The following is a 19,421-nucleotide window of genomic DNA, read 5'->3' on the forward strand; positions in this document are numbered from 1 at the left end:
ATGATTGCGCAGTGGCAAATTGATCAGTTTCATCAGCAGGGTTTTCTGGTGGTCGAAGAGGTGCTTTCCAGCGCCGACATCGCCGCCCTGCAGAGCGATTTCGACGGCTGGGTCGAGGAGAGCCGCGGTCACGCGACGGTGTGGGGAGAAACCCTCGACGGGCGGCCGCGCTTCGATATCGAGCGCGATCATGCTCCTGACCATCCGTCGCTGCGCCGGGTCGCCTCCCCGACGGAGATCTCCGAGGCCTATCGCCATACTGCGCTGAACTCGCGGATGGCGACCATCGCCGCGCAGCTGATCGGCGGCAGCGGCACCCGCTTTCATCACAGCAAAATTAACTCCAAGCTGCCGCACACCGCCACCGAGGTGAAATGGCATCAGGATTTCCTTTTCACCCCGCACAGCAATGACGACATCATCACCGCCCTGCTGATGGTCAGCGAGGTGACGCCAGAGAATGGCCCGCTCAACGTGGTGCCGGGCAGTCATCAGGGGCCGCTGTGGTCCCACTGGCAGGAGGGGCGCTTCACGGGGGCGGTGGATGATGAGGTGGTGGCGACGCACTGCCAGCAGCCGCAGGCCTGTTTTGGCCCGGCAGGCTCAGTCTGCTTTATGCATACCCGCCTACTGCACGCCTCCAGTCCCAACGAAACCGCCCTGCCGCGCACCCTGTTCATCAGCGTCTACGCCGCGGAGGATGCGCTACCCTACGGCGAAAACCCGCTGCCGAGCCGCCATGCCGGCCAACTGGTCGCGGGAGAAGAGAGCGGTCTGGTGCGCAGCACCAATAACCAGCTTCGTCTGCCGCAGAAGCCGCGCGGCGCTTCGTTTTTTGTTCAGCAGGCCGGCGCCGATCGCGCCAGCATGTAATTTGCCCACACTCCGGAGGTTTTATGACACGCATTTTCGCACCACGCCCGCTGACCCTGCTGCTCTGCGCAGCGGCTGCCCTGACATCCTTTAGCGCACTGGCCTTTCAGCAAAGCGGTAAGATCACCGCCGGTTCTGACATGACCTTTTTTCCTTACGAGTACATGGAAAACAATAAGCCAGCCGGTTTTGACATCGAGCTGCTCGATGGTCTGGCGAAGACCATGGGCCGTGAGGCCGTGAATATCGATACCCGCTTCCCCAACCTGATCCCCGGGCTGCAGGGTGGGCGCTTCGATATCACCAACTCGTCGATGTACATTACTGCCGAACGCCTGAAGGTGATCGATATGGTGCCGTACCTGAAAAGTGGGGAAGCGATCCTCGCCCGCAAAGGCGGCGACTACCAGCCTAAGACCCCGGAGGACTTCTGCGGGCATAAAATCGGCTCGATGGGCGCCACCTCGTGGCTGGCGCAATTGCAGAAGCTTTCCGCCGACTACTGCTTGAAGAAGGGGTTGAAGCCGATTGCGCTGAGCGTCTATACCACCGACCCGCAGACCACCCAGGCGCTGCTGTCGCGCGCAGTGGATGCGCAGATCACCGACGCCGCCGTGGCGCGCGGGGTGGTGGAAAAGCTGGGCGACCGGGTGGTTATCTCCTCTGACACGCTGATCTATCCGGTGCTGAACGGCTTTGGCGTTAAAAAAGGCAATACTGAGGTGAAAACCGCCCTCGAAGAGGCGCTGAAAAAATACAGCGCGACGCCGGAATATGCCGCCCTGCTGAAGAAATATCACTTCCAGGCGCCGACGGCGGACGATCTGCAGACCCTGATGCCGAAAGCGGAGTAATGCCCATGCGCGATTCCGATGAAGAGCAGATCCGCATCGACCTGGCGGCCACCTTTCGCATCATTGCCCATCTTGGCATGCATGAGGCGGTGGCCAACCATTTCAGCGCCGCGCTCTCCGCCGACGGGAAAACGTTTTTACTCAACCCGAAGTGGAAACACTTTTCGCGCATCCGCGCCAGCGATCTGCTGGTGCTGAACGCCGATGATGAAGGTTGCGCCGCGCGCCCTGACGTCGATGCCACCGCGTGGGCTATTCACGGGCAGATCCATCAGCGGCTCCCGGACGTAAGGGTGGTGCTGCATTTGCACCCGGTGTACACCACCAGCGTCGCCTGTCTGGCGACGCCGCAGATCCTGCCCATCGACCAGAACACGGCCCGCTATTTTAACCGGGTCGCCGTCGATACCCTGTACGGCGGGATGGCGGACACCGCGGCAGAAGGCGCCCGGCTGGCGGGCCTGCTGGCGAACAAACGCCGCCTGCTGATGGGCAATCACGGGGTGCTGGTGACCGCCCCGACCATCGGCGAAGCGTTCGATGATATCTGGACCCTGGAGCGCGCCTGTCAGATCCTGATCACCGCCTGGTCCACCGGCCAGCCGCTGAAGGTACTGTCAGACGCGGTAGCGGAAAAAACGGCCCAGGACTGGGAGAAGATCGCCGATTTCTCGCGTCAGCATTTTGCCGAAATGAAGCAGTTAATGATCGACCTCGATCCCTCCCTGGTGGACTAACCCCGCGCCTGCCCGGGTCAGCCCGGGCCGTCGCTGGCTGCCGCCAGCAGCGGCACGATGATATCGCTGAGCGGTGTCGGAATGCCGTGCTGACGCCCGCGACGCTGCACCACGCCGTTACGAATATCCCACTCCAGCGGTCGGCCATTCAGGCGATCGATCATAATAGAGGTGCTTAAGTCGGCAGGCGCCCGGTGAAAGCCGGCGATAATCTCCTCCGGCACGCTGTCGCCCAGGGCGGCCCCTTCCGCCCGCGCCACCTGCAGACATTCGCGCAGATAAGCCAGTCCGAGGGCAGTGATGTCTTCCCGGGCAAACATCCCGGCGCGGCGTCCGGTCAGCACCATCAGTCCGGCGACGGCGTTCTGCAACAGTTTACGCCAGGCCACGGTGGTAAAATCCGCCGCCAGGTCCACCGCGCAGCGGGTCCCCGCCAGCGCCTGCTGCACTCGCTCTGCCCCCGGCAGATCCGGGAGGGTCAGGCGCGGTGTGGCGCGCAGCCAGACAGAGGCATCGGCATCGCGCTGCGCCGGAAACCAGACCACCGAGGGCAACACCGTCGCGCCGCCGGTCAGGGGAGCAAACTGCTGGCGCTGCTCGACGCCGTTTTGCAGCACGCACACCACGGTGTCCGCGGAACACAGGGCCGTCAGCCAGGGGGCGATGGCCTCCGTCTGGGTGGTTTTCACCGCGACAAAGACCAGGTCGAAGGGGGCGGCTATCGCCGTTGGGTCGGTGTGCACCGGGCCGGGCACCACGATCTCGCCCTCGTCAGTGCGCAGCACCAGCGCCGAATGGGCGGTACGCCCGCAGACCATCGGCGCCCTCCCCACCTCAAACAAGGCGGCGGCGATAGTCGTGCCGATGGCGCCGGGACCAATAAGTGCAACCTTAGGAAATGCTGTCATGCCGAAGACCTCCTGGTGATTCACCGCCCTGGTTGGGCAAAGATTGCCCTCCACAGTAGCGAGAAAGACCGGAGGTCGGCAAGCGGCGCGTCGGGAAAAGCCATTCGCTTTCCCCGACAGCGGTCTAGTAACGCACGCAAACGGATTTGGTTTCGCACCAGCCGTCGAGCCAGTCAGGGCCGAAATCGCGGCCGGTACCAGACTGCTTCATGCCGCCGAAAGGCAGGTTGGCGTCAATCAGGGTATGGCTGTTGACCCATACCGTTCCCGCCTGCAGACGGTCGGTGTAGTTCAGGGCCTGGGTCAGATCGCGGGTCCAGACGCTGGCGGTCAGGCCAAAATCGCTGTCGTTGGCCAGGCGCAGCGCCTCCTCGCCGTCGGCTACCCGCACCAGGTTCACCACCGGGCCAAATACCTCCTCACGGGTGAGGCGCAGCCCGGCGTCGGGGTTAACCACCAGCGTCGGCGGAATATAGTACCCCCCCGCATCCGGTCCGGCGCTGCCGCTGATGAGCTCTGCCTTCTGCTGGCGAGCCTCTTCGAGGTAGGCCGCCACCTTGTCGCAGTGGGCCCGGGAAACCACCGGGTTGATCTGCGCCGTCTCCTGCATCCCCGGCCCCACCTGCAGCGATTTCACCGCCTGCTCGAAACCGCTGACCAGGGTGTCAAACAGCGGCGCTTCGATGTAGATCCGCGAGCTGGCGGCGCAGACCTGTCCCTGATTGAGGAAGCTACCGGTCATCAGCCCCTCAATAACCCACTGGGGATCGGCATCTTTGAGCACAATCGCCGGGTTCTTGCCGCCCAGTTCCAGCGTCACGCGGGTCAGGCGGTCGGCGGCCACGCGGGCAATCTGTTTCCCGGTCGCCGTCGAGCCGGTAAAGCTGACCTTCGCCACCTGCGGATGGGCGGTCAGCGCCGCGCCACAGCCGGCACCGCTGCCGGTGACCACGTTGAACACCCCGTCAGGAATGCCCGCCTGGGTCGCCAGCTCCGCCACCCGCAGCAGGGTCAGCGGGGTGGTTTCAGAGGGTTTGATGACGATCGAACAGCCCGCCGCCAGCGCCGGCATGACCTTCCACATGCCGATCATCAGCGGGAAATTCCACGGGACGATGCCCGCCACCACCCCGACCGGCTCTTTTTTGGTCCACGCCTGGTAACGCGCCCCTTGCGGGAACGGGATCGACACGTCCAGCGTCCGGCCGCTGATCTTGGTGGTCAGCCCCGCGGTGTAGCGCATCCAGTTCAGGGTGCAGCCGACCTCAAAGGCGCGAGAGATCGCAATGGATTTGCCCTGCTCGAGGGTTTCCAGTTGCGCCAGCTCTTCGCCGTGCTGCTCCACCAGATCGGCAAAACGCAGCAGGATGCGTTCACGGTCGGCCGGGGTGCGCCCGGCCCAGCGGCGATCGACAAAAGCGCGCCAGGCGGACATCACCGCCCGGTCAACATCCGCCGGGCTGGCGTCGGCGGTGGTGGCAATCGCCTGCCCGGTGGCCGGATCCCAGACGGTTAACCGGTTTTCGCTCTGCGCGGCGCAGGGGGCGCCGTCGATATACAGGCCATGCTGACGGTCTAAAAACTGCTGGACGCTGGCAAGCAGCGCTATCTGAGAGGTGGACATACCCTTTCCTTATTCTTCGCGGATAGTGCTTTCAGTCTATGTCCGGTTGGCGGCTGGCGCTTTTTTCTCTGTGACATTCGTTTGCGCCGCTGTGACAGTCGCCGCAAATCCGCGGCTTGCCCTGGCAGAAATGTGCCGCAGGTAATAGTTCTTTCATATACCCGCCATCGCGGCCTTGCCTGAGGCGGCATAAATGCAACAATGCGGAAACATTGTTATTACAGGAGAAGGGCGAATGATGACCACGGCAGAGGGGGGGCTGGCGTACCAGCGCTGGCTGGCGACGATCAATCAGGTCTGCGGCCATTTCGCCGCCCGGCCGCTGGAGGGGCGCTTCCACGGCGAGATTGACGCCCGCTACGCCGGCAGCCTCAAGGTCAGTACGGTCACCGCCGCTGGCGTCAATTTATACCGCACGCGCAATGAGATAAAACGCGATAACGACGCCTGGTTCTATACCGTGTTTCAGCTTGCCGGCGAAGCCATCATCGAACAGGACGATCGCCAGGTGACGCTGGCGGCGGGCGATATCACGTTAATCGACGCCGCCCGCCCCTGCTCGATTGTCTGGCAGCAGACCTCGCGTCAGGCCTCCCTGCTGCTGCCGCGCCAGCGGGTGGCGCCCACAGGCGACATCGCCACCGCCTGCCGGCTGGACAAATCCCTGCCAATGGTGCAGCTCAGCCAGCGACTGTTGCTGGAAAGCATGGGCGGCACGACACTCTCCGCCAGCGAGAGTGAAGCGGCGCTGGAGGCGATCGCCTGCCTGTTACGCCCGGTGCTGCATCAGCGCGAGCCTACCCCTTCCCGGCGGGAAAAGCAGTTTCAGAAGATTATTGCGTTAATCGATGCGTCCATTCAGTCGGAGCATTTGCGCCCGGAGTGGCTGGCCAGCGAGACGGGGATGTCGGTACGCAGCCTGTACCGGCTGTTTGCCGACAAAGGGCTGGTGGTGGCGCAGTATATTAAGAACCGGCGGTTGGATCTGTGCGCCCGGGCGTTACAGAACGTCCATGACGACGAAAAGCTAGCGGGGATCGGCTACCGCTGGGGCTTCAGCGACCACAGCCATTTCTCCACCGCCTTTAAGCAGCGCTTTGGCGTCTCGCCGGGCGAATACCGCAAGCGCTGCCGCTGATCATTTACGCCGCCACTGGCCGTTCAGCCCCTGGACGTACTCCCCGGGCTGAGCGCGGGCCACCAGCTTCTGCCCGGCCATTTTCGCCACTTCATCTACCGGCAGATTGTTGTCATCCGCCAGCTGCTGGTAGCTTTCACTGCGCGCCGCGTTGATCTGCTTCACCAGCGCTAAGGTCTCTTTATCCTGGCGCAGCGGCGCCAGATAGCCGTTCAGCGTTTCCCCCACCCGCCCCTGCTGCCGCGCTTCGCTCAGGGTCAACGCCAGCGCGGGCGCGCTGAGTAAGGTCAGCGCCAGCGCTGCGCTTAACAGTCGTTTTCTCATCGTCGCCTCAGAACAAATCGCTGCGGGATTTCAGCAGGTTTTCCACATCCTTATCGACCTTGATGTGGATCTCATGCTCAATTTTGACATTCATATTAATGGTGATGGGCTCTTTCGATGCCGCAATTTCGATACGCGGCGTACAGCCGGCGAGCAGCATCGGCGCCACCATGGCCAGTAGCAACTTATTCATTTAGGTTCCTTACATGTCTTACCGTCCGTACAGTGCCGCACGGGCAGCATGGCATTCTGTTCGAGCCACGCCTGTAAATTGTCGCCGAAGCGTAAACTGCGCCACAGGTCGAAAATATTCTCTTCATGAGCGTAGTTTAAATGCACGGTACTGCTTTTCCCTTCCACCCGGCTGGTGCCGTTGATGGTGGCCTTAAGCGTCAACACGCCCAGATTGTCGAGGTTAATCCGCGTCCACGAGCGGGAGATCTCCATATAGCGCAGCCAGTTAATCGCCGCCCCGGCGGAGACATTGTCCGCCACCAGCGCATCGGCAGTGTCTTTATCCAGCCGCAGGGTCATCGGCCCGTCATTACGCAGCCAGCCGTCGTGGATGATCCATTGGTTGTTTTCCAGCCACAGCGGCAGCGCGCCGCTCACCGCGCCGGACATGGCGAACTGCTTCACCTTGACGGCGCTGGTGAGTTCGCTGCTGGAGATATGTTGCAGACGGATCAGCGCCGGGTCGCGCTGCGGTATGCGCAGCTGCAGCAGGGTCAGTTTTCCGCCTAACAGATCGACGCTGACGTCGCTGAGCTGCAGCGGATTGGCCTCACTCCACGGCCAGGTGCCCTGCAGGTCCGCCGTCAGATTGCGCGCGGTAACCTGGTTGACGATTTCGCCAATACGCAGGGAGACCGGACGGCGGGTGCCCAGTTGCCATTGGCCATCGCTGAAACGGAATGGCAGCACGAAGTCGACGCCGTTAATCTGGTTATCCGGCATCCAGGCGCTGCCTCCCTTCAGCACGCCGTGGCCGCCCGCCTCAAATCCCTGCCCGGCTGCCGCCGAAAAGGCCACCTGCGCATAGAGACTCCCTTCCCGCAGGTTCATCTTCCAGTCTGGTGGCACCAGCGGCTGGAACACCGTCAGCGACTGTTTTGGCCACCACGCCTGGCCGCGCAGCCGTTCGCCGTCCCAACGCCCGGTCAGCCGCACCGGGCCAATGGTATCGGCGTGCAGGGAGCCGGTGAACTGGAACCACGTCGGATCCCGGCCGTCGAGGGCAAATTTCAGCGTTGACGCCGGGAGATAGCTGCCGCCGGAGAAGGTGGTTTTTGCCGCGTCCAGCGACAGCGCGCCGGTCAGCCGCGGGTGCTGGGCATCACGCAGCCAGCGGATCGGCTGCTCGAGCGTCAGACGCGGCGTACTGACCCGCATCGTGCCGTACTCGAGCTTATCGAAGCCGGTGGAGAGGCTGCTCAGGGTAATGGCATTGTCGCGCCACTCCCCGCTGCCCTTCACATCCCAACGCGCCTGCATCGGGGTGAAGTGTCCCTCACCCCAGTAGCGCCATTGCCAGCGGCCGCTGTCAGGCAGAAAATCGCTCGCCTGACCGTCCAGATGCAGCGTAAAGTCGCCCATCTGCTGCTCATGGGCGCGGAGGATCGCCTGCAGGCGGCCATCGACGCCCTGCTGGGTCACTTTCACCCCAGCCAGCGGCCAGCGAATTTCATCAATATTCAGCGCATCGATCACCCGTCCTCGCGAACGCAGCAGCGCCCCGGGATGAAACGCCAGCTGCGGGCTGACCAACGACCCGCTGAGCTGGGCCGGCAGCGCCGCGTAGAAGATCATCTCACCCAGCTTGGCCTCGCCGGTGAGCCGCAGCGGCATGTCGCTGTTATCCATGCTTAGCTTGCCCGGACCGATATTCAGCACTGCGTTGCCTTTGCCAGCATGCCCCTCGGTGAGGACATTTAAGCGACCGCTGACGGTCATCTGCTCGGTCCCCTGCTGCCAGTTGCCCACCGACAGTGCGACACGCCCGCTGAGCGGATAGTTCTGGTAGCGGGTGCGCCAGCGGCCGTCGCTGATGGTGATCCGCTCCGGAGTGATCTCCCACGGTAAGTCCAGGATCGGTTCTACCTCGCCGCGCGGCGTCACCAGCAGCTGGCCGCGATTGTGCTGCCACTCGAGCTCGGCATCGATCCATTCCGCGGTCTGTGGAAATTCAAAGGTGCCCTGCATCTGGCCGTCGACCGGCAGGCCATCCGGCACCAGCGGCAGATGGAAGGTCCCCACCAGCTTCACCGGCGGCTGATCGTCAGTCAGCCGGGCGCTGAACTGGCTGACGGTGAGGGCCTGGCCGCGCAGGCGCGCCTGCAGACTCAGTTCCTTACCGGCAAAGCCGATGTCCTGCTGCGCTGGCGTCAACGACATCACCAGCCGCCCCTGCCATTTCTCCCACGGCGACAGCCGCAGGTTATCAATCGTTAACCAGCTGTAGGGCAACATCGATTGCCATTCGGCGAGGGTGCGCGGCGATCCCGGCGTGGGCTCGCTGGCCGGCAATTTGCTCAGACAAGCGCTGTTGATGTCCAGCTGGCCAATATGCAGCCGCCAGCGGCTGGGACGCGAGAGGCGGGTATCGGTCACCCGGGCGAGTTCACAGTCACCCACCAGATAGCGCAGGTCGGGGATCAGCAGAGCGGACCGCGTCAGACGCGGGCTCTCCTGCAGCGAGATACGAGTGCCCACGGGCAGCCAAATGCCCGCCAGCGTCGGCACCCAGTGGGTCAGCGTCAACAGCAGCGTTAGCGGCAATAACACCAGCACTAACACCAGCGCGATGGCGGCTTTATATTTACCCTTCATGGGCAGTTAATATCCTGATTCAACATAAGTAAAAGCCGAATGGCGTCTATTGTGACACGTTCGACCAGTGAGTGAAAGTTTGCGGCCTGTTAAAACATAGTTGCCAGCGGGTATCGCGGCGCGGCGATCGGCCGTCATCATTTAGCTTTTGTTTAAGCAACGCCTGCCACACTCCAGCCAGACAGAATGGCTTGCGGGAGAGACGGTGTCGTTCATTATTTCGCTCATTGAGAGCGCACAGGGCCACTATCCATGGGTGTTGCTGATTGTTTTCCTGCTCACCTTCACTAAATCCTGCGCGCTGGTGTCGCTGGCGATCCCGGGCACCTCCGGTCTGCTGCTGTTGGGGACATTCGCTTCCGCCAGCCTCGGTCATTTCCTGTTAATGTGGTCCAGCGCCAGCCTCGGCGCCATCGGCGGATTCTGGCTCTCGTGGTGGTTAGGCGTTCGCTATCGTCACCGCCTCACACAGTTACGCTGGCTGACCGCCGAGCGGCTGGCCCGCAGCCGACTCTTTTTTCAGCGCCGCGGGCTGTGGGCGGTCTTTTTCAGTCGCTTCCTCTCTCCCCTGCGCGCCACCCTGCCCCTGGTCAGCGGCGCCAGCGGCCTGCCGCTGTGGCCATTTCAGTGGGCTAACGTTACCTCTGGATTACTGTGGCCGCTCCTGCTGCTCTCCCCCGGCGCTTTTAGCCTCAGTTTGTGGTGAAAAAACTTTGTCTTTCAAAGAGATTCCGCAAATCCGCGATATGCTCTAGAATTAGCATAAGCACCTGCTATTTAAACTATTTTTTAATAATTGTACGATTATTTTAAATATGCTACCGTGACGTTATAATCACTGGAGAAAAGTCTTATGAAAATCGCGGTTTACAGTACGAAGCAGTACGATAAAAAGTACCTGCAGCACGTGAATGATACCCACGGCTTTGAACTGGAATTCTTCGACTTCCTGCTGACAGCGAAGACCGCCAAAACCGCCAACGGTTGCGAAGCGGTGTGTATCTTCGTCAATGACGATGGCAGCCGCCCGGTGCTGGAAGAGCTGAAAGCCCACGGCGTGAAGTATATCGCCCTGCGCTGCGCCGGGTTTAACAACGTCGACCTCGAGGCGGCGAAAGAGCTTGGCCTGCGCGTGGTCCGCGTCCCGGCGTACTCTCCGGAAGCCGTCGCTGAGCATGCGATCGGCATGATGATGTCGCTCAACCGCCGCATCCACCGCGCCTACCAGCGTACCCGTGATGCCAACTTCTCTCTCGAAGGCCTCACCGGTTTCACCATGTACGGCAAAACCGCCGGGGTGATCGGCACCGGCAAAATTGGCGTGGCGATGCTGCGGATCCTCAAAGGTTTCGGTATGCGTCTGCTGGCGTTCGACCCGTACCCAAGCGCCGCCGCGCTGGAGCTGGGGGTGGAATATGTCGACCTCGCCACGCTGTACAAGGAATCGGACGTGATCTCCCTGCACTGCCCGCTGACCGACGAAAACTACCACCTGCTCAATCGCGAGGCGTTTAACCAGATGAAGGACGGGGTGATGGTGATTAACACCAGCCGCGGCGCGCTGATCGACTCTCAGGCGGCCATCGACGCCCTGAAGCACCAGAAAATTGGCGCGCTGGGGCTGGACGTTTATGAGAACGAACGCGATCTGTTCTTTGAAGACAAATCCAACGACGTTATCCAGGACGACGTCTTCCGCCGCCTCTCCGCCTGCCACAACGTACTGTTCACCGGCCACCAGGCGTTCCTCACCGCTGAGGCGCTGATCAGCATTTCGGAGACCACTCTGGGCAACCTGCAGCAGGTCGCCAACGGCGAAACCTGCCCGAACGCCATCGTCTGATTCCTTTCCCTTTTGTGCTCCTCTCCCGGGGGGAGCACATTCAGATAATCCCCACAGATCCCCGCTGCGATACCGTTACACTGGCTTTATTTTATTAGTAATGTGAATGTTTCGGAGTACAAATGAACAAATTTGCAGCGCTACTGGCGGCAGGTATGCTGCTGTCCGGCTGTGTCTACAACAGTAAGGTGTCCACCGGCGCGGAACAGCTGCAACATCATCGCTTCGTGCTGACCAGCGTCAACGGCCAGGCGGTCAACGCCGGCGACCGGCCGCTGGAGCTGAGCTTCGGTGAGAAGATGGCTATTACAGGCAAGGTGTATGTAACGGGCAATATGTGCAACGGCTTTAGCGGGGAAGGTAAGGTGTCGGACGGCGCGCTGAAGGTGAAGTCGCTGGCAATGACCCGGATGCTGTGCAACGATGCCCAGCTTAATACCCTTGACGCGACGATCGGCAAGATGCTGCGCGAGGGCGCACAGGTCGATCTGACGGAAAACCAGTTGACGCTGGCGACCGCCGACCAGACGCTGGTCTATAAGCTCGCCGACCTGATGCACTAGCCGGCATTGAGGTGCCGCTGACGCTGCCCCGCGACGGGGCGCCGTTAGTAGCCGCAGCTGCCGCCTGCCAGCGCCTGCTCGCTGCAGCGTTTGCCGTTCGGCAGCGCACACATGCCAATCGCCGAACCATCGAGCTGACGAGCCACCGATAACGAGCCGCCTATCATGGCGCAGTTGGCCTGACCGGCGTCGCTCATCGCCGCCCGCATGCCTGGCGTGACGTGCGCCGCCGTGGCCTGCTGAACGGGTTCACTACTGCACGCCGACAGCAACAGCGCCGCACAACCTACTAACATCGCAGCTCGCATTCTCTCTCCCCTCGGAAACGTCTTAAAAAAGCAAACCCCAGAATAATAGGCAGCGTGGCGGGCGGCGTCGAGAGGGGAAGTACGTATTTATGCGCCTCATTAACATTTTCTAGCAAATTTTCGCCGAAAGCTTGATCTGCTCCGGCCTGGTCGCCGGGCGCGCGTGGTTCCCCCCCTCTGCAGGCAGCCATTTTCTCCGCGAACCATGCAAAATATTGATCTGGTCACGGGTGCCCGGCGCATTGAGGACACAAATGCAAAAATGGCCGCGCCAACGGTTTGCTAAACTACCCCTTATATAATTACAGGGCGCGTCGCGGTTTCACGTGTCCATTCTTTTGCGCAATGTAAGGGTGTCTTCATATGATTACGATTGATGGTAATGGCGCGGTCGCTTCCGTCGCGTTTCGCACCAGTGAAGTTATCGCCATCTACCCGATCACGCCCAGTTCAACGATGGCGGAACAGGCCGACGCCTGGGCCGGCAATGGGCTGAAAAACGTCTGGGGCGATGTACCCCGCGTGGTCGAAATGCAGTCGGAGGCAGGCGCCATTGGCGCCGTACATGGCGCGCTGCAGACCGGCGCCCTCTCCACCTCCTTTACCTCATCGCAGGGCCTGCTGCTGATGATCCCCACGCTGTACAAACTGGCCGGCCAGCTGATGCCGTTTGTGCTGCACGTCGCCGCCCGCACCGTCGCCACCCACGCGCTATCGATCTTCGGCGATCATTCCGACGTCATGGCCGTGCGGCAAACCGGTTGCGCCATGCTGTGCGCCAGCAGCGTCCAGGAGGCGCAGGATTTTGCGCTGATCTCGCATATCGCCACCCTGCAAAGCCGGGTGCCGTTTATTCATTTCTTTGATGGTTTCCGCACCTCGCACGAAATCAACAAAATCGCCCCGCTGGCGGATGACACCATTCGCGCCCTGCTACCGCAGGATAAAATCGCCGAGCATCGCCAGCGCGCGCTCAATCCGGAACACCCGGTGATCCGCGGAACCTCGGCCAACCCCGACACGTACTTCCAGTCCCGGGAGGCCACCAATCCGTGGTACGACGCGGTCTATGACCATGTTGAGACGGCGATGAACGACTTCGCCGCCGCCACCGGCCGTCAGTACAAACCGTTTGAGTTTTACGGCCACCCGCAGGCAGAGCGCGTGATCGTCATTATGGGTTCGGCTATCGGTACTTGCGAAGAGGTGGTTGATGAACTGCTGAGCCGCGGCGAGAAAGTCGGCGTGCTGAAAGTGCGCCTCTATCGCCCGTTCTCCGCCGCCCACCTGCTGGCAGCACTGCCGGAAAGCGCCCGGGCGGTAGCGGTGCTCGATCGCACCAAAGAGCCTGGCGCGCTTGCCGAGCCGCTGTATCTCGATGTGATGACCGCCCTGGCGGAAGCCTTTAACCGCGGCGAGCGCGAGACGCTGCCGCGCACCATCGGCGGCCGCTATGGCCTCTCCTCCAAGGAGTTCGGCCCGGAATGCGTGCTGGCGGTATTTAGTGAACTGCAGTCCGCTCAGCCGAAGCCACGCTTTACCGTCGGTATCTATGATGACGTGACCAATCTGTCGCTGCCGCTGGGAGAAAATACCCTGCCGGCTGAGGCCAAACTCGAGGCCCTGTTCTACGGTCTCGGCAGCGATGGCAGCGTGTCGGCCACCAAAAACAACATCAAAATCATCGGCAACTCGACCCCGTGGTTCTCGCAGGGCTATTTTGTCTATGACTCGAAGAAAGCGGGCGGCCTCACCGTCTCGCATCTGCGCGTCAGCGAAAAACCGATTCGTTCTTCGTATCTGATTTCGCAGGCTGATTTCGTCGGCTGCCACCAGCTACAGTTTATCGATAAATACCAGATGGCCGAGCGGCTGAAGCCCGGCGGTATTTTCCTGCTCAACACGCCGTACAGCGCCGATGAGGTCTGGTCTCGCCTGCCGCAGGAAGTTCAGGCCACTCTGAATCAGAAAAAAGCGCGATTTTACGTGGTCAACGCGGCGAAAATCGCCCGCGAGTGCAGCCTCGGCGCGCGCATTAATACCGTGATGCAGATGGCGTTCTTCCATCTCACCCGCATCCTGCCGGGCGACAGCGCGCTGGCGGAACTGCAGGCGGCGATCGCCAAAAGCTACAGCAGCAAAGGCCAGGAGCTGGTGGAACGCAACTGGCAGGCGCTGGCCCTGGCCCGCGAATCGCTGGCGGAAGTGACGCTGCAGCCGGTGAACGCCAGCAGTCCGAACCGCCCTCCGGTGGTCTCCGACGCCGCACCGGATTTCGTCAAAACGGTCACCGCCGCGATGCTGGCCGGCCTCGGCGATGCGCTGCCGGTCTCCGCCCTGCCGCCGGACGGCACCTGGCCCATGGGCACCACGCGCTGGGAGAAACGCAATATCGCCGAAGAGATCCCCATCTGGAAGGAAGCGCTGTGTACCCAGTGCAACCACTGCGTCGCCGCCTGCCCGCACTCGGCGATCCGCGCCAAAGTGGTCGCCCCGGAAGAGATGGAGAACGCGCCAGCCAGTCTGCACTCGCTGGACGTCAAATCCCGCGATATGCGCGGACAAAAATACGTTCTGCAGGTCGCCCCGGAAGACTGCACTGGCTGTAACCTGTGCGTTGAAGTGTGCCCGGCGAAAGATCGCCAGAACCCGGAGATCAAGGCCATCAATATGATGTCGCGCCTGGAGCATGTGGAAGAGGAGAAGGTCAATTACGATTACTTCCTCAACCTGCCGGAAATCGACCGCACAAAACTGGAGCGGATTGATATTCGCACCTCGCAGCTGATCAGCCCGCTGTTTGAATACTCCGGCGCCTGCTCCGGCTGTGGCGAAACGCCGTATATCAAACTGCTGACCCAGCTGTATGGCGATCGGATGTTGATTGCCAATGCTACCGGCTGCTCCTCCATTTACGGCGGCAACCTGCCCTCGACGCCGTACACGACCGACGCCAACGGCCGCGGCCCGGCATGGGCCAACTCGCTGTTTGAGGATAACGCTGAATTCGGGCTCGGCTTCCGCTTAACCGTCGACCAGCACCGTCAGCGCGTGATGCGCCTGCTGAGCGAATTTGCCGACAAACTGCCGGCAGAGTTAAACGCGGCGTTACATGCCGAGGCGACGCCGGAAGTCCGCCGCGAACAGGTGGCGGCCCTGCGCCAGGCGCTGGCCGGCATGGATGGCGCTGAAGAGCTGCTGACCGATGCTGACGCGCTGGTGGAGAAATCCGTCTGGCTGATCGGCGGCGACGGCTGGGCCTACGATATTGGCTTCGGCGGTCTGGATCATGTGCTGAGCCTGACGGAAAACGTCAACATTCTGGTGCTGGATACCCAGTGTTACTCCAACACCGGCGGCCAGGCGTCAAAAGCCACCCCGCTGGGGGCAGTCACCAAGTTTGGCGAACACGGCAAACGCAAGGCGCGCAAAGATCTTGGCGTCAGCATGATGATGTACGGTCATGTCTATGTGGCGCAGATTTCGCTCGGCGCGCAGCTGAACCAGACGGTGAAAGCGATTCAGGAAGCAGAAGCCTATCCGGGACCGTCGCTGATCATCGCCTACAGCCCTTGCGAAGAGCACGGCTACGATCTGGCGCTCAGCCACGATCAGATGCGTCAGCTGACCGCCACCGGCTTCTGGCCGCTCTACCGCTTCGACCCGCGTCGCGCCGACGAAGGCAAACTGCCGCTGGCGCTGGACTCTCGCCCGCCGTCCGACGCGCTGGCCGAGACGCTGCTCAATGAGCAACGTTTTCGCCGCCTGAACGCCCAGCAGCCGGAGGTGGCGGAGCAGTTGTGGAAAGACGCCGCCGCGGATCTGCAGAAACGGTATGACTTCCTCGCCCAGCTGGCTGGCAAAGCGGAGAAATCACCGAGCGAAGGCTAAGGTTCTTTTCCACACGGTAGCCATAAAAAAAGCCCGAACATGTTGTTCGGGCTTGTCGTTTTACCGATAAACAAAATCATTCCGCAGAATGAGACGGCAGCAATAAATGATTGGCATGACAATAAAGGCATATAACGCGCGAATAATACGTGATTATCCTGGGCATGTATAATTTTTATTTTGTATATTTTCCATGGATATATTCAGCATAATTATCACCATTTCTTCGGTATTATTTATTTTAGATTTTACTTATATCGTAACAATTGAGTCTTACCGGATCTCAGACCGCTCCTTTAGCATGAGTTCACTTCCTTCCCGGAAGCTAAAACATAAAAACAGTTAAAGGAATTTCTTCATGAAAAGAAAAGTACTGGCCCTCGTTATTCCGGCTTTATTAGCCGCCGGCGCCGCCCATGCGGCAGAAATTTATAATAAAGACGGAAATAAATTAGATCTCTATGGCAAGGTAGACGGTCTGCACTATTTCTCCAGCGACTCGAAAAAAGACGGCGACCAAACTTACTTACGTTTTGGCTTTAAAGGCGAAACTCAGATCAACGATATGCTCACCGGTTACGGTCAGTGGGAATATAACGTTCAGGCCAACAACACCGAGAGCTCCAGCGATCAGGCGTGGACCCGTCTGGCATTCGCAGGTATCAAGGTCGGCGATTACGGCTCCTTCGACTACGGTCGTAACTACGGCGTGCTGTACGATGTTGAAGGCTGGACCGATATGCTGCCGGAGTTCGGCGGCGACTCCTACACCTATGCGGATAACTTTATGGCAGGCCGCGCCAACGGCGTCGCGACCTACCGCAACAGCGATTTCTTCGGCCTGGTGGAGGGTCTGAACTTCGCCCTCCAGTATCAGGGTAAAAACGAAGGCCAGAACGCGCAGGATATCAACGTCGGCACCAACAACCGCAGCAGCGACAGCGATGTTCGCTTTGATAATGGCGACGGTTTCGGTCTCTCCACCTCCTACGACTTCGGCATGGGAATCAGCGCGGCGGCAGCCTACACCTCTTCTGACCGTACCAACGATCAGATGACCCAGACCAACGCCCGCGGCGATAAAGCCGAAGCCTGGACCGCCGGCCTGAAGTACGACGCCAACGATATCTACCTGGCGACCATGTACTCAGAAACCCGCAACATGACCCCGTACGGCAATGACGGCGTGGCCAATAAAACGCAAAACTTCGAAGTCACCGCGCAGTACCAGTTCGACTTCGGCCTGCGTCCGGCTATCTCCTACCTGCAGTCCAAAGGCAAAGATCTCTATAATAACGGCCGCTACGCCGATAAAGATCTGGTCAAATATATGGACGTTGGCGCCACCTATTACTTCAACCGTAATATGTCTACCTACGTTGATTACAAAATCAACCTGCTGGATGACAACGACAACTTCTACAAAGACAACGGTATCTCTACCGACAACATCGTCGCCCTGGGCCTGGTTTACCAGTTCTGATGCGCCAGCCCGCCGGTTCCGGCGGGCTTCTTCCTCCTGCCGTACAGTAGATAAAACAAAACAATATATCCCGCCGGTTAAAATAGCCGTCCATTTAGTGATATAGTCGTGCTCAGTCAGTGCTTGCCCGAGGACGTCCACCATGCATCATCACCCGGTAAAATCATCCCGAATTATCTCTGTCGCCTACGATGACGCCTCCGCCACACTGGAAATCTATTTTTATCACCAGCCACCGTTGCAATATACCGGCGTGCCACCGCGTATTTTCCGTGACTTTTTACAGGTGGTGTCAAAAGGTCGATTTTATGACGGCGTGATCAAAGGGAAATTTCCCGAACGCAAGCCACGTTAATGTCAAAGTGTGACCTCGGTCATGATACAAAACGTGCTCTAATGCCGTACAATATGAGGGGATACTTAAACAGGAGGTTTTATGAGCAGAATGATTCTTGTCCCCATCGATATCTCTGATAAAGAATTTACTGAACGCATTATCAGTCACGTTGAATCGGAAGCACGGATTGACGACGCCGAGGTCCATTTCCTCTCCGTGATCCCTTCCCTGCCCTATTATGCCTCACTGGGAATGGCCTACACCGCCGAGCTGCCCGGTATGGATGAGCTGCGCGAAGGAACGGAAACGCAGCTTAAAGAGATCGCCAAACAATTTTCCATCCCAGAAGATCGGATACATTTTCACGTCGCCGAAGGGTCGCCAAAAGATAAGATCCTCGCACTGGCCAAGTCGCTACCCGCCGACCTGGTGATCATCGCTTCGCACCGGCCAGATATCACCACCTATCTGCTGGGCTCCAACGCCGCCGCGGTGGTCCGCCACGCCGAGTGCTCAGTCCTGGTGGTTCGTTAACGCCACAGCCCGCCGCCCGGCGGGCTTTTTATTTCCGCTTACACCGCCTCCGCCTGCCTGCCCGCAGCGGAAAGTGCCGGAAAGATGCTGACATTCCGCCCCTGAATCCGTACCATACACGCCACGGTTGTCTGTCAGACCTCATTAATTGCTACGCGCCAGCGCCACGTTGTCCAGGCTGGCAGAACGCGTGCTCTTCTGATGCCACACTATGAATTGAGCCACTATTACATGCTGCAAAATCAAGAAATCAGTAAAAAAGAAAAATACAACATCGATAAGCTGCAGAAACGTCTGCGCCGCAACGTCGGTGAGGCGATTGCCGACTTCAATATGATTGAAGAGGGCGACCGCATTATGGTTTGTCTTTCTGGCGGCAAGGACAGCTATACCATGCTGGAGATCCTGCGTAATCTGCAGAAAAGCGCGCCCATCTCCTTCTCGCTGGTGGCGGTGAACCTCGATCAGAAACAGCCTGGGTTCCCGGAGCATATTCTGCCGGCGTATCTTGAGCAGCTGGGCGTGGAGTACAAGATTGTCGAAGAGAATACCTACGGCATCGTCAAAGAGAAGATCCCGGAAGGGAAAACCACCTGCTCGCTGTGCTCTCGCCTGCGTCGCGGCATCCTCTACCGTACCGCCACCGAGCTCGGGGCGACCAAGATCGCCCTCGGCCATCATCGCGACGACATCCTGCAGACGCTGTTCCTGAATATGTTCTACGGCGGCAAAATGAAAGGGATGCCACCGAAGCTGATGAGCGACGACGGAAAACACATCGTCATCCGCCCGCTGGCCTACTGCCGCGAAAAGGACATCGAGCGCTTCTCCCAGGCCAAAGGCTTCCCGATTATTCCGTGCAACCTGTGCGGTTCGCAGCCAAACCTGCAGCGTCAGGTGATCGCCGATATGCTCCGCGACTGGGATAAGCGTTATCCTGGGCGCATTGAAACCATGTTCAGCGCGATGCAGAACGTGGTGCCTTCACATCTGAGCGATGTCAATCTGTTTGATTTTAAAGGCATCACCCACGGCTCCGAGGTGGTGGACGGTGGCGATCTGGCGTTTGACCGGGAGGATATTCCCTTGCAGCCCGCCGGCTGGCAGCCGGAAGAAGAAGACGCCCGTCTCGATGAACTGCGTCTGAACGTGGTGGAATTGAAGTAACCCTCACG

The 19,421-nt window shown here is 60.0% G+C and carries 18 protein-coding genes; 12 read left to right on the forward strand and 6 right to left on the reverse strand.

The genetic code is table 11. From position 1 onward, the window contains the following. From CWM61_RS05510 to CWM61_RS05520, 3 genes are read left to right on the forward strand one after another with little or no spacing between them, the layout of a single operon-like run. The gene (locus tag CWM61_RS05510) at positions 1-873 is read left to right on the forward strand and encodes a phytanoyl-CoA dioxygenase family protein (RefSeq protein ID WP_004224469.1); all 873 of its coding nucleotides are present in this window, start codon (positions 1-3) and stop codon (positions 871-873) included. Between the two features lie 23 nt (positions 874-896). Beyond that, complete coding sequence (locus tag CWM61_RS05515; RefSeq protein WP_100630868.1) at positions 897-1,727, forward strand: ABC transporter substrate-binding protein; 831 nt, start codon at positions 897-899, stop codon at positions 1,725-1,727. A 5-nt stretch (positions 1,728-1,732) separates the two neighbouring features. Beyond that, positions 1,733-2,464, forward strand: coding sequence for a class II aldolase and adducin N-terminal domain-containing protein (locus CWM61_RS05520; protein ID WP_100630869.1), 732 nt, complete (start codon positions 1,733-1,735; stop codon positions 2,462-2,464). A gap of 17 nt (positions 2,465-2,481) precedes the next feature. Here CWM61_RS05520 and CWM61_RS05525 read toward each other — a convergent pair whose 3' ends face one another. Continuing rightward, a complete protein-coding gene (locus tag CWM61_RS05525) occupies positions 2,482-3,372 on the reverse strand; it encodes an oxidoreductase (RefSeq protein ID WP_023340049.1) in 891 nt (296 codons plus the stop codon). Positions 3,373-3,496: 124 nt separating this feature from the next. After that, a complete protein-coding gene (locus tag CWM61_RS05530) occupies positions 3,497-4,996 on the reverse strand; it encodes an aldehyde dehydrogenase family protein (RefSeq protein ID WP_061154799.1) in 1,500 nt (499 codons plus the stop codon). Between the two features lie 235 nt (positions 4,997-5,231). Here CWM61_RS05530 and feaR point away from each other — a divergent pair, with 235 nt between their 5' ends. Beyond that, entirely contained in the window at positions 5,232-6,134 is a 903-nt protein-coding gene (gene feaR, locus CWM61_RS05535) for a transcriptional regulator FeaR (RefSeq protein WP_061154800.1), read from the forward strand. Here the strand turns inward: feaR and CWM61_RS05540 are convergent, their stop codons facing one another. The 3 genes from CWM61_RS05540 to CWM61_RS05550 are packed head-to-tail and all read right to left on the reverse strand — an operon-like array spanning position 6,135 to position 9,287. Then, positions 6,135-6,458 (reverse strand): YdbL family protein, encoded by a 324-nt coding sequence (locus CWM61_RS05540; RefSeq protein ID WP_012541948.1) that lies wholly within the window; start codon positions 6,456-6,458, stop codon positions 6,135-6,137. A gap of 7 nt (positions 6,459-6,465) precedes the next feature. Continuing rightward, positions 6,466-6,651, reverse strand: a complete 186-nt coding sequence (locus CWM61_RS05545) for a YnbE family lipoprotein (protein ID WP_012968375.1) — start codon at positions 6,649-6,651, stop codon at positions 6,466-6,468. Next, a complete protein-coding gene (locus CWM61_RS05550; RefSeq protein ID WP_100630870.1) occupies positions 6,648-9,287 on the reverse strand; it encodes a YdbH family protein in 2,640 nt (879 codons plus the stop codon). Before CWM61_RS05550 ends, CWM61_RS05545 begins: the two co-directional genes overlap by 4 nt. 205 nt (positions 9,288-9,492) lie before the next feature. Between CWM61_RS05550 and CWM61_RS05560 the strand changes: the two genes are divergently transcribed. The 3 genes from CWM61_RS05560 (at position 9,493) to hslJ (ending at position 11,693) form a co-directional block, all read left to right on the forward strand. Continuing rightward, the gene (locus CWM61_RS05560; RefSeq protein WP_074386029.1) at positions 9,493-9,993 is read left to right on the forward strand and encodes a DedA family protein; all 501 of its coding nucleotides are present in this window, start codon (positions 9,493-9,495) and stop codon (positions 9,991-9,993) included. Between the two features lie 147 nt (positions 9,994-10,140). Continuing rightward, positions 10,141-11,130 carry a 2-hydroxyacid dehydrogenase gene (locus tag CWM61_RS05565; RefSeq protein WP_100630871.1) on the forward strand — a complete coding sequence of 330 codons (990 nt, stop codon included), beginning with the start codon at positions 10,141-10,143 and terminating at the stop codon, positions 11,128-11,130. Positions 11,131-11,252: 122 nt separating this feature from the next. Further along, a complete protein-coding gene (hslJ, locus tag CWM61_RS05570; protein ID WP_074386031.1) occupies positions 11,253-11,693 on the forward strand; it encodes a heat shock protein HslJ in 441 nt (146 codons plus the stop codon). 44 nt (positions 11,694-11,737) lie between these two features. Here hslJ and CWM61_RS05575 read toward each other — a convergent pair whose 3' ends face one another. Continuing rightward, the gene (locus tag CWM61_RS05575) at positions 11,738-12,001 is read right to left on the reverse strand and encodes a DUF333 domain-containing protein (protein ID WP_004140155.1); all 264 of its coding nucleotides are present in this window, start codon (positions 11,999-12,001) and stop codon (positions 11,738-11,740) included. Between the two features lie 363 nt (positions 12,002-12,364). Here CWM61_RS05575 and nifJ point away from each other — a divergent pair, with 363 nt between their 5' ends. The 5 genes from nifJ to ttcA all read left to right on the forward strand — a co-directional run bounded on the left by nifJ (position 12,365) and on the right by ttcA (position 19,413). After that, complete coding sequence (gene nifJ / locus CWM61_RS05585; RefSeq protein WP_100630872.1) at positions 12,365-15,892, forward strand: pyruvate:ferredoxin (flavodoxin) oxidoreductase; 3,528 nt, start codon at positions 12,365-12,367, stop codon at positions 15,890-15,892. 358 nt (positions 15,893-16,250) lie between these two features. Then, the gene (gene ompK37 / locus CWM61_RS05590) at positions 16,251-17,375 is read left to right on the forward strand and encodes a porin OmpK37 (RefSeq protein WP_088716947.1); all 1,125 of its coding nucleotides are present in this window, start codon (positions 16,251-16,253) and stop codon (positions 17,373-17,375) included. 142 nt (positions 17,376-17,517) lie between these two features. Beyond that, complete coding sequence (locus CWM61_RS05595; protein ID WP_008805148.1) at positions 17,518-17,730, forward strand: KTSC domain-containing protein; 213 nt, start codon at positions 17,518-17,520, stop codon at positions 17,728-17,730. An 81-nt stretch (positions 17,731-17,811) separates the two neighbouring features. Beyond that, positions 17,812-18,246, forward strand: coding sequence for a universal stress protein UspF (gene uspF, locus CWM61_RS05600; RefSeq protein WP_100630873.1), 435 nt, complete (start codon positions 17,812-17,814; stop codon positions 18,244-18,246). A gap of 231 nt (positions 18,247-18,477) precedes the next feature. Further along, the gene (gene ttcA / locus CWM61_RS05605; protein ID WP_100630874.1) at positions 18,478-19,413 is read left to right on the forward strand and encodes a tRNA 2-thiocytidine(32) synthetase TtcA; all 936 of its coding nucleotides are present in this window, start codon (positions 18,478-18,480) and stop codon (positions 19,411-19,413) included. Positions 19,414-19,421: the final 8 nt, after the last annotated feature.

The sequence above is a fragment of the Klebsiella sp. K-Nf6 genome (assembly GCF_002806655.1).
Taxonomy (GTDB): Bacteria; Pseudomonadota; Gammaproteobacteria; order Enterobacterales; family Enterobacteriaceae; genus Klebsiella; species Klebsiella variicola.